At 41.0% G+C, this 14344-nt stretch carries 10 protein-coding genes and 1 tRNA gene; 6 read left to right on the top strand and 5 right to left on the bottom strand.

Features of this window, described 5'->3' with window-relative positions; all coding sequences use genetic code 11:
* Positions 1-11 precede the first annotated feature (11 nt).
* On the bottom strand, positions 12-1964 hold the full coding sequence (locus tag C900_RS29440) for a peptidylprolyl isomerase (protein WP_009581806.1): 1953 nt from the start codon (positions 1962-1964) through the stop codon (positions 12-14).
* A 293-nt stretch (positions 1965-2257) separates the two neighbouring features.
* Here C900_RS29440 and C900_RS28690 point away from each other — a divergent pair, with 293 nt between their 5' ends.
* The 5 genes from C900_RS28690 (at position 2258) to C900_RS19055 (ending at position 7094) form a co-directional block, all read left to right on the top strand.
* Positions 2258-3286, top strand: coding sequence for a SanA/YdcF family protein (locus C900_RS28690; RefSeq protein ID WP_009581805.1), 1029 nt, complete (start codon positions 2258-2260; stop codon positions 3284-3286).
* A 93-nt stretch (positions 3287-3379) separates the two neighbouring features.
* A complete protein-coding gene (locus C900_RS19065; RefSeq protein ID WP_157494083.1) occupies positions 3380-4828 on the top strand; it encodes an N-acetylmuramoyl-L-alanine amidase in 1449 nt (482 codons plus the stop codon).
* A 117-nt stretch (positions 4829-4945) separates the two neighbouring features.
* Entirely contained in the window at positions 4946-5587 is a 642-nt protein-coding gene (locus C900_RS19060; RefSeq protein ID WP_051052910.1) for a hypothetical protein, read from the top strand.
* Positions 5588-5787: 200 nt separating this feature from the next.
* On the top strand, positions 5788-5913 hold the full coding sequence (locus C900_RS30875) for a hypothetical protein (protein WP_009581802.1): 126 nt from the start codon (positions 5788-5790) through the stop codon (positions 5911-5913).
* Positions 5914-5975: 62 nt separating this feature from the next.
* Positions 5976-7094: an LpxL/LpxP family acyltransferase gene (locus C900_RS19055; protein ID WP_009581801.1), complete on the top strand. Its 1119-nt coding sequence runs from the start codon at positions 5976-5978 to the stop codon at positions 7092-7094.
* Positions 7095-7173: 79 nt separating this feature from the next.
* On the opposite strand, the gene C900_RS19050 is transcribed toward C900_RS19055, so the two are convergent.
* The 4 genes from C900_RS19050 to C900_RS19035 form a co-directional block, all read right to left on the bottom strand.
* Entirely contained in the window at positions 7174-7818 is a 645-nt protein-coding gene (locus tag C900_RS19050) for a hypothetical protein (RefSeq protein WP_040497121.1), read from the bottom strand.
* Positions 7819-7820: 2 nt separating this feature from the next.
* Complete coding sequence (locus C900_RS19045; RefSeq protein WP_009581799.1) at positions 7821-9434, bottom strand: AAA family ATPase; 1614 nt, start codon at positions 9432-9434, stop codon at positions 7821-7823.
* A complete protein-coding gene (locus C900_RS19040) occupies positions 9422-11011 on the bottom strand; it encodes an Eco57I restriction-modification methylase domain-containing protein (RefSeq protein ID WP_009581798.1) in 1590 nt (529 codons plus the stop codon). Before C900_RS19040 ends, C900_RS19045 begins: the two co-directional genes overlap by 13 nt.
* A 341-nt stretch (positions 11012-11352) precedes the next feature.
* Positions 11353-11427, bottom strand: a tRNA-Val gene (locus C900_RS19035).
* A gap of 327 nt (positions 11428-11754) precedes the next feature.
* Between C900_RS19035 and C900_RS19025 the strand changes: the two genes are divergently transcribed.
* Positions 11755-14247, top strand: coding sequence for an AsmA family protein (locus C900_RS19025; protein WP_157494082.1), 2493 nt, complete (start codon positions 11755-11757; stop codon positions 14245-14247).
* Positions 14248-14344 lie beyond the last annotated feature (97 nt).

Genomic DNA, 14344 nt, shown 5'->3' with positions numbered 1-14344 from the left:
AAAAAGGGCTATTACTTCAATAATTCAACAGAAAGTATCTTGTCGCCCACTTCTATTTGGTGTACAACATCCATACCTTCGGTAACTTGTGCAAATATAGTATATCTTCCATCTAAATGTGGTGTTGGCGAATGTGTAACAAACCATTGAGTACCCTCCGTATCTTTCCCGGCTGAGGCCATTCCTACCGAACCCTCCTGATATCTGAGGTTTGTAAGCTCAGATCTTATGCTATAGTCCTCTCCACCATAGCCATCGCCACGGCTGCAGCCTCCTTGGACCACAAAATTAGGTACCACGCGATGAAAATTTTTGTTATCGAAATATCCTGCTTGCGATAGTCTGACAAAATTGGCAACGGAACCGGGTGCATCTTCTACCAACAGTCGCATCAGGAAATCACCCTTCTCTGTATTCACCCTCACCACCTGATCCTTTTCTATTGACTTTATCAGCTTCCAATCTATTGGGTTGTTGTACTCATTTTTAGTTTCCGGCATCTTCTCTTTCCCCTCAAAATAAGCTATGGCCCGATTCAGCACCTGTAAGGCTTCATTATCCTTTGGCAGAGAAAGTCTCGATTTTGCCTGATATAAAAACCCGGTGCTACTATATTCCTCCTTAAAGCCAAGCTTCGGATCACTTAGCAACCCTGCCGTAGTAGCCACCATAGCAATATCGCCTGTTTCCATCGCTTGCTCAAAAATCTCGGCAAAAGCAGGTTTAAGCTGAGGCGGAAAATCTTCCTCTGTCCGCAAGTTTATCAGTGCCTCAATGCCAGCAGTAGTTATTGCAGGATGTTCTTCCGAGAAGGTCTTTGTAATGATAAATTCGTGTGATTTTATTGAATGGCCCAAAGCGCTCAACAATCCTGCTTTGAAGTAAGGGTCTTCGCTTTCCTCATATTCCTGTCTTATTTTTTTAATAACCTCATCCTTATCAACGGCCAATCTCAAGGCCGTACCATATAAACTCGCTTTCACGCGCGGATGATTTTGTTTCTCGGCCTGTTCCAAAACTTCGGGGTCGGGAATAGCTTTGGAATCAATAAGTTCTGCAGCAGCAATAGCCACATTGATATTACTGTCACTCAGGGCTTTGAATGCAAAAAATTTAATAGCATCGAAATCAAAAGTAGCTAAACCACGCAAGCTATTCGCCCTTACACGATAATCGTTATCCGATAAGGCCGAATGTGACAGGGTTTTTAGAGCAGGAAAAGAAGGTACTTTTCTAAGTGCCATGATAGCAGCCATCCTTACATTTGCAGACGGATCTTCAGTAGAGGAGGTGATCAATACATTTTCATGGGCTCCTAAATCGAGATCGCGCGTTCTTGATAAAAAGTGAGCTGCTCCAAGCCTTGTATCATAGCTATTAGCGCTATTTAGATAAGAAATTGCTAATTCTACGGCTGCGGCATCGTGTACATTTCTAAGGCCAGCTCTATACAAACCCCAGGCCATTCCCTCCTTCTCCTCGGGGTTATTGTCAGGCTGTTGATATAGCAACGGCAACTGAGGTTGTGTAATCACCTTCCCTAACGCCTCATACAGCTCCCTGCGCACAAACAGGCTATCTTCAGCGCTCAATGCCCGAACAATGGGTTTTACCGCACCGGAGTCGTAGGATTGACCTAACGCATAAGCAGCCGCTTTACGCACTTTGGGAGACTGGTCATTCAGCAGGAGCGCCAGCATAGGGATGGCCGCGGAATCCTGTACGGAACCAAAAGCAAGGGCAGCCTCCTTTCTGTAGCGCTCGTTTTCATTATTAAAGTAACTCATTAGCCCCCGGCTGTCTCTTTTGTCCTGTAGATCATATATTTCAACGGTCAAAGAGTCCTCAAATTTACTGAGGCTACTTTCCTTCGGTTTTTCAACATGTGACTGGCAAGCGATCACTGTTATGAGTATTAATACAGGCCAGGCCATTTGGTGCAGGTAGTTCAGCAGTTTGTTCATATACATCTTTAAAATAATACCTACCAAAGATAATGATACTATTTAATATGGAAACCGATAGCTACGAGCTTTGCAAAATTTGTAAAGGAGGCTTTTCCCTGCTATCAATTTTTTAATGATAAAAATACTGTGCTACTGGTGAGTTCTGTACATTTACCGTTTACCCTGGCAATTTGACGTTTCTTTTAGTGAAGCAAGCCATGATTTAGTATATTTCGAAACTAAATTCAAAATGGAAACTACAGGCTGGTTCGGACACGACAGAAGCTTTTATTTCCTGAATGTGTTATCAAATGAAAGGCCTTAAATTTTTAATCTTTCTGGGGGTACTATTTTTCCTGATAGTCCTGTTTATGCTCCCTTTTTACTACAGTGACATCAGCACACTGTTGTCAGACCTTAATAAAGGCACTAAAACTGCTTCATCCGTATTTAATGATCTGCTTCAGTATTTTCAACATGTAGATAGCTGGAACCTGCTGGGGTTTCTGTTTCTGGCAGCTTCAATTTTGATCATGCATAGCCTGATTGATCAATCATTTCTATACCGGCTCAATAAGTTCTATTCGGGAAACTTTTACCTGGATGGCTTGCTGTGGTTAAGCAAAAGGTTGCTCAGTCTTATTTTCACAACACTTTTTTTTATTTTCATGGCTAATCTGATAGTTGATTTTTACTCTAATATCAGGATCGCCAGTGATACCAAAGACATAGAAAAAGAAAAGTATACGGTATTGCTGCTAGGTACGAATAAATACCTGCAGGATGGAAAGAGTGAGAATTTATATTATACATACCGGATAGATGCTGTGGTGGAACTATACGAACAGGGCTATGTTTCTACTATTTTGATTAGCGGAGATAATAGCCGGGAAGGCTACAATGAGCCCAGGGATATGATGCTGAGCCTGATGAAGCGTGGCGTTCCAAAGGATCTGATAAAACTGGATTTCGCAGGCTTCAGAACCCTTGATTCCATTGTACGGTCAAAAAGATTGTTTGGCTTGAAAAATGTACTGATCGTAAGTCAGGGCTTTCACTTGCAGCGGGCACTGTTTCTGTCGTGGTACTTTGGTGTAGATGCTATTGGTTATGAAGCCGAGGGAAGCATGAACATGCCTATGTTTATCCGGGAACATCTGGCGGTACCTAAAATGATCCTGGATATAGCAGTGCTCAACACACAGCCGGAATATGGGTCAACAGGCGTAAGGCGGCAATTGAGCTTTAGCCAAAAAGACATTGTATTGATATCATTTATTCTGATATATCTGAGCATTGCAGTTTACTTGTCATATGATGCCTTTGATTTTGGAAAATAAGTTGGTGAAAAGGTATTTCTAATGATGTTTTAAACCAATATCTTTGATATGCGGCAAAAATTTTAAATGTTTATTTTTTTAAACTACCTCATCATGAAAAATCCGTTGTATAGCGCCCTTTTTTTAGGATTGATATTTTTTGTTTGCTCAGACAAACTAGTTGCACAAAAAATAGAACCGATCCCGGTAAAACAGTTTTATAAAGACAGAGTAACTCGTAACCTGCAATTTTTATGTAAAGAGGCTGAATGCCTCGACAATGTAATTGTAAACGACAAGGGCCTTTACATTTACCCTACCAGTCAAAAAGTAAATAAGCCTGAGTTTATTTTGTACTGGAGAGAAATGCCTCATTTCGTTGAAATGCTGGATAAGAAGAAAACAGAAGAGATCATCGATATCCTTTCCCGAAAAGGATCCCATTACTTTTATGGCATCAATAATACCCATGTTAACCCTGCAAAGTACCCGGTAACAGAGTACAAAGGACTGAAGGTGGCACTAGACCCGGGTCATATTGCCTCTAACTTTGAAGAAGCCCGGCTGGAACAACGCTATGTCAGGGCTGAAGGTAAACACTTCAACCAAAAGCAACACATAGAGTTTTTTGAATCCAACCTGGCATATACCACCTGCCTGGTGTTGAAAGAAATGCTGGAGAAAAAAGGCGCCCATGTGATGCTGACCCATGAGTATGGCAAAAGCGCCATGGGCATTAATTACAATGAATGGCTACAAACGGATTACAAGAAAGATATCATTCACGGGTATAAAGAAGACTGGTATAACAGAGAAAAATTTGAATACCTGATGTCGGGACAGGCTCCGGATTTTATGTTGTTCCATGATGTATTCCGCAATATGGATTTCGTGGCCAGGGCAAAGAAGATCAATGAGTATAAACCAAACATTACGCTTGTGGTCCACTACAATGCTAGTGAAGGAGGAAAACGATATGGAGACCTGTATCTGCCTCCGGTAACAGAAAATTACAGTATGGTTTTTATTCCCGGGTCTTTTCTCGGAATTGAAATTGACGGTCAGGATGGGCTTGACCAACGGTTTGAGATGCTACGTCTGCTCGTAACCCATGATCTGGAAGAATCGGACGTGTTTGCCAGCAATATCATTAAGGCGCTAAATGATGAACTTAAGGTGGATGCCTTGCCTAAAGAGAATAATTTTGATTTTGCCACCCGTTTTTCCATTTTATCGGATAAGTCGGAAGGTGTCTACCACCGAAATCTCTACCTGACCAGGGTAGTCAGAGGACCTATTGCCTATTCGGAAGCGCTGTACCAGGATAATATAGAAGAAATGGCCAAGCTGGGAAAGAAAGATTTCACTATCGGAGGTATAAAAACCAGCAGCAGGGTAAAAGATGTGGCACATGTATACTTCAGTGCGATAGATCAGTGGCTGCAATACAACCAGCAATTTGCCAAGCAACTTGATGCTCTATATGAAGACAAGTATGGCGATGAGGACGCTTTTAAGGAAGAGATGGAAAAACAGGAAGCTGACTCTGGCAGCAATAATTAATTGCTTCAATAACCCATAAAAACTGCTCTTTTCTACATAAGAAGGGCATTTTTATATCTTATTCCAAAGTTGGAACAAAATTTGGTTATCTGTTGTTAACACCAAATTTTGTTGGCTATGAAAACGTTTACTTCCATCCTTAGTTTATGTAGTGTCTCTAAAAAAACGTCAGTTAGAGTTTTCTTACAGACACTAATTATTGTTCTATCAACCAGTGCATGCCATATCGGGCCGGATGGACCTCCTGGACCTGTCGGACCCCGCGGGCCGCAAGGACCACAGGGACCGCAAGGCGCTCCCGGAGAAAGTGGTTATGTGTTTGAATACGAAAATATTAACTTCACCGCACCTGACTATGAGGTGATCCTTTCCTATCCAACTGATTTCGAAGGACTTGCTTCAGATGTAGCTGTTGTTTATCTACTTTGGGATGTGCAGAATATAGACGGTGAAGATGTAGAAATATGGAGGCAACTTCCTCAGACAGTTATTACGGGCGATGGCATACTTCAGTATAATTTCGATTTCACCAAGTATGATGTGCGCTTGTTTTTGGATGCGCAGTTTCCGCTGGACAACCTCACCGCGATAGATACCGATGAGTGGATAGCACGGGTTGTCATTGTTCCCGGAGATTTCTGGAACACAAGTGGCAGGTTAGACCTTTCGGACTATAACCGGATGAAAGAGGCCCTCGGCCTTCCTGACTTTGCTCCAAAGCAAAAAGCAAATACGCGAAAGCCTGTCAATAGCATTTAGCGGAAAAACAATGTGATATAAAAAAGCCCTACCGGCTAGTCCGGTAGGGCTTTTTTATAGAACCCAAAACCCCTGTAGACCTTATGTAGACCTTGAAAAATTGACCCTCAGCCCCGAAACACTCAATTTTATACTACTGGTGGGAATAAACCGAAAACACACCTAAAACGGAAGTAGGGATTAATCTAAAACCAATTATTATGAAAAAGACAGTTTTGCAAAGATTCAGTATTCAAGACCTGGGTTCAGTGTGGAAGCGTCATAACTATGAACCGGCTCCTGATTTTGAGAAAAATGCGTGCTGCTCTGCGAAAGCGGGCGGTTGATCGCTAAATAATGGCGGGGATGCCTCTCTGCATCCCTGTCTTCTACTCTAAACCAAAAGCATATGAAATTATCATCAGTAGAGGAAGAGCTCAGGGCTACTTCCAGAAAATTACCTACCGATCCGGCCATGCAAGCCTTGAAAGCACACTGCTATGCCAATGTGAGCAACATAATGCCTGACCTGCCGAAGGCACAGTATGACAAACTCCTGATGGATGCTTATCACAACACATTATGCTGCCACTACGAAGAAGCTGACATTGGCATAGTAGAGAGCCTCGAAACATGCTTTGAAGGAAGCAATCCTCTTGATCGTGACAGGCCGCCCAGGATATTCGTCACTTTTCACTTCGGCTCTTACCGACTGATCAATGCACTACTTATCAAAAATGGCATCAAATTCAAAACATTGACCATTACAGGTTTTATTCTAAGCTCTCAAGCTCAGTATCAGCAAAACTTCGACATACTGGCTGCTCAGTATCAGTTTCCTTATGGCATGGAGATACTGGATGCAAAAAACCCTAAGATACTTTTTGAAATAATAAGGGCAGTTAAAGATGGCTATTCGATCGTCATTTTTCAGGATGGAAATGCAGGCACAGATGGTATTACAGAGGATAATAAAAACCTTCAGAATGTAAATTTCCTAAATCGCGAACTTAAAGCCAGAAAAGGAGTGGCCTACATGAGCTATCTTACCAAAGCACCGGTTGCGCCATTGCTGATCCCCCGGGTGGGCAACAAATATGTGGCTTACTTTCTTAGGGAAATCAAGCCGGAAGAAAATGAAGAGCGCGAAGACTATTGCGACAGGTTACTTAAAACGCTATATGGGAATCTCGAAAAGTATGTACAACTGTATCCGGCACAATGGGATGGCTGGTTTAACCTGCAGAAATACATTGTAAAAGGGAGCAGAACAGACACAATGGTCAAATTTGAGCCTGAGAAAGCTTTTCACTTCAACAACAAGGGATTTATTCCATTCAAAGACAAGCAAGAACATTTTCTGCTTGATATAGTTACCTACAATGCTATTGAGATCTCCGAGCCACTGCTACAGGCGCTTTGTGAATCGGAGGGCGAAGACCTCTCTGGCTTATTTGATCTCAGTGATAGGGATACATTAGAACTGGTGGAGAGGTTGTATGAGTATGAGGTTTTGGTGCAGGGGTAGTTGGTTATTTGATAATTTCAATTACTGCTATTGGTAGATCATATTTTAAAAACATGGCTCTTGGTATATATTCTATGGCTCATAATTTATCTTCCACATCTTGGCAAAAATCTGCTAAACTTTGATTATAGTTCGGATACTTGCCTTTTGTGAAATTTTTCCTTTTTGAAAACTGGTCAGAGATACTCAAGAACCCTTCCCAATCGTGGTTATATTTGATTCTCCTTCCAGCTAACACTCTGTTTAATTTTGCTTTAGGGTCTGCGCTATTTGCAGAATTTTTGGTATCGTAGATTGTCAAGACCCAGGCCTCGATTTCTTCTATTGCAACAGCATAAATTAAGTCATCCTGAAATTCATTGTTGAGCCACGCTCTAATCTTCTCAATAATTTTTTGTCGGAGCACTGTCGAATAGTTGTTATCTTTCACAGGCTTTGAAACTTCATAGTCATCCGACTCCGCTGAGTCAATTTGGACGATGATAATATCTTGGCCCTCAATACTTAAAAATCGACTGATTTTTTGACGGTTCTCACATTCCTCCTTGACAGCATGCCATCCCCCAAACGAGTCAATAGGGTTGGTTGAAAGGTCTGTTTCGTCTTTACTATTATCTGGTCTTAATGGCACAATTTGGGACGAATCAATCCCTTTTAGCCCTTTAAGAATATTGGCGATAACTGCTCTATCTGTATGTCCTTCACAAATTATTCCAATCTTCATCTTTAGAAACTTTGTGGAACGGCTCCTAAAAGTCCCTCCATCCACATTTCAGATAGCTTTAAATTTTTCTCGGGGGCACCTTTCTTAAACTTGATCCTTCTTACTCTAGTTGCTCCTTCGTCTGTTCTGTAAACCTCGAATAAACGTTGTGAGTCATCGTTGAGGTTTAGACCATCAAGTATTGCCGGGTTGTGTGTTGTAATAATTGTCTGCTTTCCCCTTTCTTTTGAAAGGTTTGTTAATTCTTTAATTAAGGCCCGACAGAGCTTGGGATTGAGAGCAGTTTCAATGTTGTCGATAGCAAAAAAATCGGGGGTTTTATTACTAATGAACAATGCTAAATAAAATATCACATGCAAAATCCCTTCGTTAGCATTTTCAGCCGAAAAGAGGTTATTGCTTTTCTGCATATACCTATCATGAAAATATAGAGTTGATGTGCTCTTCCCTAATTTATAACCAGACAACTTGAATTCATCCTGTTTATCAAATGCAATCTTATCAAGCCAGTTAAAGAAGAGTTTGCACTTCAGAAGTTTAGTGGTCTCATAACTGTTGAAATTGCTGATTAATACATCCAACCCTTCACCATAGATCCCCAGTGGTACTTTTCTGCTTGAAGCATCTAATCCTCGTAGCGTCTGTGTCGAAAGATTATAAATTAGAAACTTAGCAAGAATTTCTGTATACTTGTTAGATGCATTTACTCCGCGTTGGGTGATCAAAGAATTAAGCTCATCAATCAATTTATCTGACTCCAGTTTTTCACGTGTATTTGTTATTTTATGAACATAATCCAATATTACTTCCGGTATATGTTCTTCCGTTTCCTTTTCGATCCATTTTGAATATAAGTCGTTCAGGTTGGTGCTTTGAAAGGTGGATTTAACTAGGTGTCGCGTTCCTTCATCCGTAAATTCTGCATCAATGCAAATTTGCTTTTTGAGTTGCTTTCCTAAAAAAGAACTCAACGTTAACGTTGGTTTAGCGACTCTTACCCCGCGACTCATCAATCCATCGAGGTCAAGATCATTCCCTTTCGAAGCACCTAGCATAGCTATGGCCTCAAGAATGTTAGACTTACCAGAGCCATTTGCCCCGATCAAAACATTGAACCTTCCAAGTTCAAGTTCCATGTTTTCAATTGATTTATAGTTAAGGATGTTGATATGAGTGACTAACGCTGTTTCTTCAATATTCTCAACAAACTGGAGCCGTTTGAACCTCTCTTTCGCCTCTTGCCAATTTCTTGAACCGTATGATCTAACCGTTTCTAATGTCAGTTTCTTGATTGCATAGTGTGTCTTTGAACTCTGTGGAGGCAGATTAGGATTATCTGGATTAAGATCAATGACTTGTTGTTCTACAAAGGGGTTGAGCGCACTCTTCCTGAATGATTCTCTCGTATTGGGTTTGTAATCTTGATCGTAATTCTCATTAACAAAATCCATTATGCCTTTAGAAAGAGTTAGACTCTGTCTTTTCGCATCTTTCCAAGATGAATTTTTCCTTATCCCGCACAACGCCAAAAAAGTTAGCGCTGCAATTTTGCCCCGTTGAGCCTCTGGTAAACCAAGGTCAAAAAGAATCTGTTGTGCCTGTTCTATTTTATCCATCTAGCGTCTTTGTAGCGTTTTAGGTTCAGTACTCTTTCGACAATATCGTCTATACCCTCAATCCCTTCTAAGGATAATCTCTGATATTCCTTACCAATTTCCACTATCAATTCGAGGGGTGGCATTGGGGTTTTGTTTAATTCAGTTGCACTTATTTGAGTGTTACCGCTAAATGATCTGAAGTAAGCTTCAAATAACGTGCTATTGTACAAAACAGAAAGGCCTAGAGCCTCGACCCTTTCCAGTTCGCCATCCGGTTTATGCAGGTAGTTTAAGTGATTTTCAATACCAATACGTGAATACCCAAGTCCATTGGCAAATATTGGAGTCGCAACAAGCTTGTATTCATCATCTTTGGAACTGAATCGTCTCAGGAGTACATAATTTTTGTTTTCCAGTGTCTTTGAATTTGACTTTCTATTATCTAAAATCCATTGCTGTTTATCCTTCTTTATAACAGATAAATCTAGCTTCATCTTTAAGCAGTTATGCATCCAAATAAGAGGCACAAGCTTGCTTCCAGGGCTTCTTTTGGAAGCTAAAAGTGCAGCTGAACGAAAAGGAACAACCGGCCCGGTGGATACTTTCATTCCATAACATTCGAGGGTGTTATGCCATTGCCTAAAAACTTTAATTGCAAACTCTTCGAGATCATTAATTGGTAAATGAATGATGTTGGACTGACCATGATCTTGGATGAGAGTGGCTTCATCGTACTGACGAGCCTCATCCACCCTAGCCTCGTTGACTCCGGCAGAATGAGAAATACGAACTACCCGAGAAGCATCCGATTTCTGCTTTAAAGCTTTTAGGATAATATTTTCTTGAAGTACATTATCTTTTTTGAAACTCTCAGCTCTTGAACCAAAGATGTGAATATGTTCTAGCGTTGCAAAGGACAAAAATTGTTCTCGAAAACTTTGGAAATATAAGCCGGAGGTAAAACTTCTAGGGATTAAATATATCAGTTCACCGCCTTCTTTTAATAGCTTTAGCGAAGCAAGAAGGAAAAGCCCGTAGATATTCTGTTGTCCGTGTAAAGCGTCCTTAAAAACTTCCAAACGAGCATCTTGTTTCCCTATTTTAAAATATGGGGGATTAGAAATAACAATGTCATAACGCCCATTTTGATCATTATTTTGAATTGCCGCTCGATTGGCCAGAATAAAATCTTCTTGTATGTATCGGATATTAATCTCGACATCCTGCTTTCTTCCCCATTGGTCCGCCACACTAATCACATCATCAATCAAGGTACATAAAGATGGATCTGTATCATAAGCATCAACCTCTATGGCTCTGATACTAGGATTTAACTCCACAATTCTCTGAACAAGAGCACAGGTCAATGTCAAAGTTCCACAACCTGGATCAAGAATTCTAATCAAATCTATGTTCGGTTTGATTGACGCTAATGATGCCATAAAAGTCGCTAACTGCCGTGGTGTGAAAAATTGGCCGCGATCTTTTTTTAGCTCCTTATTAACACTCTCTGAATAGCTGCTAGCTAGCAATTCGGAGAAAACCGTAGGCGTATCTTTTAATATAGTTGCCACATCAGGCTGGACCACACTCATTGCTTTTCCATTTAAAAACAAACCTTCTTAAGATCTTCTTCTGCTTTTTGCACTTATCAGCATTTATGACCAAGGCTTCTGCCATGTACATTTAGTTTAAAGAACATAAATTTAGAATGTTATTCTGAAAATACAGAAAATCTAAAGCTTATTCTTACGTGACTGTCTAAGCTTTACCCGTAAAACCCTGGTGACCGGAGTTGTGCTTGCGCAAACCTTCAACAAGTTCATCACAGGTATGACCAACGTAGTATTTGTCTATGGACGGGGGAATATAGTATGTAGAAGTGACAATACATAAAATGAAAAAACCCGACCAAAGCCGGGTTTTTTTGGGGTTGTGGGCCCTGCTGGATTCGAACCAGCGACCCCCTGCTTGTAAGGCAGGTGCTCTGAACCAACTGAGCTAAGAGCCCCTATTCTAATTTTGTTCTCTTTACTTCGTTAAACCGACCCTCCCGATGATAATCGGGATGCTCTGATGCTGACGCTTGCGGTCAGCATACTGACAAGCTATGCTTCGTCAGTGACCAACTGAGCTAAGAGCCCCTGTTTTAATTTGATTCCCTTTAAATTAATCGCGCGTCTCGCGAATGGGAATGCAAATGTAATACAGATTTTTTTTTGTGCAAACATTTTAACTATAAAAACATTAAAATTTATGTGGCACCTTTTCGTTTGATGTTTAAGCAGTAAACATGTAGCTTTCGGTTGGGTTTGTGCAGATATAAATTTTTTCACCTTTGAGCGTAAAACGTATAGCAAAGAAAACGCTTATTTACTTAGCGTTGACAGTGGCTGTGGTCATTACCGCCAGTGTGCTCGCTACTTTTCTTTACCGCGACCAGCTCATCGATCACTTCATCCGCGAGGCCAATAAAAATATCAACACCCCGATCCATGTCGATAAAATATCGGTCTCATCTTTAAGTAATTTCCCAAATGTCACCCTGTTATTTGATGGTGTATATGTAGAGGAAAGCTTTGCCAATAGCTCCTATCCTTTACTGGAAGCCGAAACAATGGAGTTCACATTTAACCCCATTGCGGTATTCAAAGGCAACTATACCATTCAGCAAATCCATCTTAAAAATGCCAGGTGCCATTTGAAGATGGACAAGAATGGCAACATCAACTACGATATCTTCAAGGCAACAGACACTACCGGAGCACAGAAAGTTAAGCTGGAGCTTTCTAAAATTACCTTGAAAGATGTCACCTTTACTTATTCCAACGAGTTGAAGAGTGTTAACCTTGAGCTGTTTACTTCATCTACAATGGCAAAGCTGCAGGCAGTAGGCAAAATCTATGACATTAAATCAAATGGAGATATGTTCCTGCGATACCTAATGGTCAGCAACAGTACATGGGCAAAGGATAAAGAGCTGAATGCCAGATCCAACTTGGTATACGATGATCTAACGAAGCATCTCACCATTAATTCCTCCACACTTGATGTAAAAGCCTCTGAATTTATTGTGTACGGAAGCTATGAGTTTGATGACCGGCAACTGATAGAGCTCAATGTGGAAGGTAAAAACACTGATATCCAAACATTGCTTTCCATACTTCCGGAAAATACCGCTGAAAAATTCAAAAAATACCGAAGCAAAGGTGATGTGTATTTTGACCTGATCATGAAGGGAGAGATCAGCCAAAATAAAGCGCCTGCTCTAAATATCAATTTCGGCCTTATAGACAGTGAACTGTATCACCCCGATGCGCAAGCGAAGATAACACATGCTGACCTGGAGGGTTCCTTTAGCGTCAGTGACATGTCACGGCTTGCTGGCGCTACTTTAAAACTGGTAAATGTACGAGGGCAGCTTGAAAAGAATAAGTTCACTGGCAACCTCCTGCTCAAAAACTTTGATGAACCCTATGTAAAGTGTGACTTCGAAGGCAAGGTGGATATCAATTCCTTGTTTAAATTTTACAAGGCAGAAAGTATCAGATCCGGCAAGGGTATATTCGATGCGAACATTAATTTTGAAGGTTACCTGAAAGACCTGAAAACAAGAGCTGGCTCGCAAAAAATAAAAACCTCCGGTGAGATAGACCTGGAAAACATCTCTCTGGCACTTACTGACTTCCCACTTCCTCTTGAAAACCTGCATGGCAATTTACTATTCAACAACAACGACCTGGCGCTGAGCGATGTATCGGGAGAGCTTGGAAAAAGCGATTTTTTGCTTAATGGCTTCTTTAAAAATATAATTGCTTATCTGCTATTTGAGAATGAGCCAGTGGGAATCGAATCGGACCTGAAATCAAATTTTATTGATCTTGACGAATTGCTTGCCGCCAACAGTGAGGAAAATAATGATAATACAAAGTACTCCTTTAAAATATCACCGAGACTGGTGCTGAAATTCGATTGCGATGTAAAGCGCCTCAAGTTCAGAAGGTTTACTCCTTCGAATATAAAAGGAGATCTTAAAGTTAAAAACCAGGTTGCCCTTTCTGACAATATCACTCTTAATGCTATGGGTGGGTCAATAGCATTGGGCGGTCTGGTTGATGCCAGTAAAAATGACCTGGTGAGGGTGAACACCAGCTTTAATCTTAGAAACATCAACATCGACAGTATTTTCTATGTATTCGAAAATTTTAACCAGACATTCCTTGAAGGCAGGCACCTGAAAGGAAAGATATACGCGAGTGTAGATGCCGAAATGACCTTCAACGACAACCTGCACCTCTATGCCAATACGCTCACCAGCAGCATCAGCACTACCATTAAAGGAGGGCAGTTGAACAATTTCGAACCTATGCAGCAGTTAGCACGGTACCTGGACGAAGACAAACTGGACCGCCTGCAGTTCTCAGAGCTTAAAAATGACATACACATAAAGAACCGCACCATCTACCTGCCCGAAATGGAGGTTAGCAGTAACGTTACAGATATCAGGATCAGCGGTACCCATACTTTTGATCAAAGGATAGATTACAAAGTGGTGGCTCCCCTTCGCAGCCGGAGAAAGATTGATAAAGATGAAGCCTTTGGGGCCATCCAAGAAGATGCCCGCGGGCGCACGATGTTATACCTGAAAATAATAGGGACAACCTCCGACTATCGAGTACTCTATGACAAAGAAAGCGTTAAAGAAAAGGTGATCAGTGATTTGAAAAAAGAGGTAAAAGAATTAAAAGAAGCATTTAAAAACAAGGGCAAAGAAGAATCCGAAACCATTGAACTCAACGAAGATGACTACTTCGATTGGGATGACAATTAATCAGTGTTTGTAAGAAAACTCTAGCCGTCATCGCGCCTGTCCCGGGCCCGCCACCATAGCCGTTAACTTAAGCATCCCGGTAGGGATGCAATATTGG

Origin of the sequence: Fulvivirga imtechensis AK7 (assembly GCF_000331535.1) — a bacterium.
GTDB lineage: Bacteria > Bacteroidota > Bacteroidia > Cytophagales > Cyclobacteriaceae > Fulvivirga > Fulvivirga imtechensis.
Note: the sequence above shows the minus strand (reverse complement) of the source record. Positions and strands in the feature narration are given on the sequence as shown.

Coding starts and splice junctions, on each gene's coding strand:
- C900_RS29440 (WP_009581806.1), bottom strand. CDS start 1,964: ATGAACAAACTGCTGAACTACCTGCACCAAATGGCCTGGCCTGTATTA.
- C900_RS28690 (WP_009581805.1), top strand. CDS start 2,258: ATGAAAGGCCTTAAATTTTTAATCTTTCTGGGGGTACTATTTTTCCTG.
- C900_RS19065 (WP_157494083.1), top strand. CDS start 3,380: ATGAAAAATCCGTTGTATAGCGCCCTTTTTTTAGGATTGATATTTTTT.
- C900_RS19060 (WP_051052910.1), top strand. CDS start 4,946: ATGAAAACGTTTACTTCCATCCTTAGTTTATGTAGTGTCTCTAAAAAA.
- C900_RS30875 (WP_009581802.1), top strand. CDS start 5,788: ATGAAAAAGACAGTTTTGCAAAGATTCAGTATTCAAGACCTGGGTTCA.
- C900_RS19055 (WP_009581801.1), top strand. CDS start 5,976: ATGAAATTATCATCAGTAGAGGAAGAGCTCAGGGCTACTTCCAGAAAA.
- C900_RS19050 (WP_040497121.1), bottom strand. CDS start 7,818: ATGAAGATTGGAATAATTTGTGAAGGACATACAGATAGAGCAGTTATC.
- C900_RS19045 (WP_009581799.1), bottom strand. CDS start 9,434: ATGGATAAAATAGAACAGGCACAACAGATTCTTTTTGACCTTGGTTTA.
- C900_RS19040 (WP_009581798.1), bottom strand. CDS start 11,011: ATGAGTGTGGTCCAGCCTGATGTGGCAACTATATTAAAAGATACGCCT.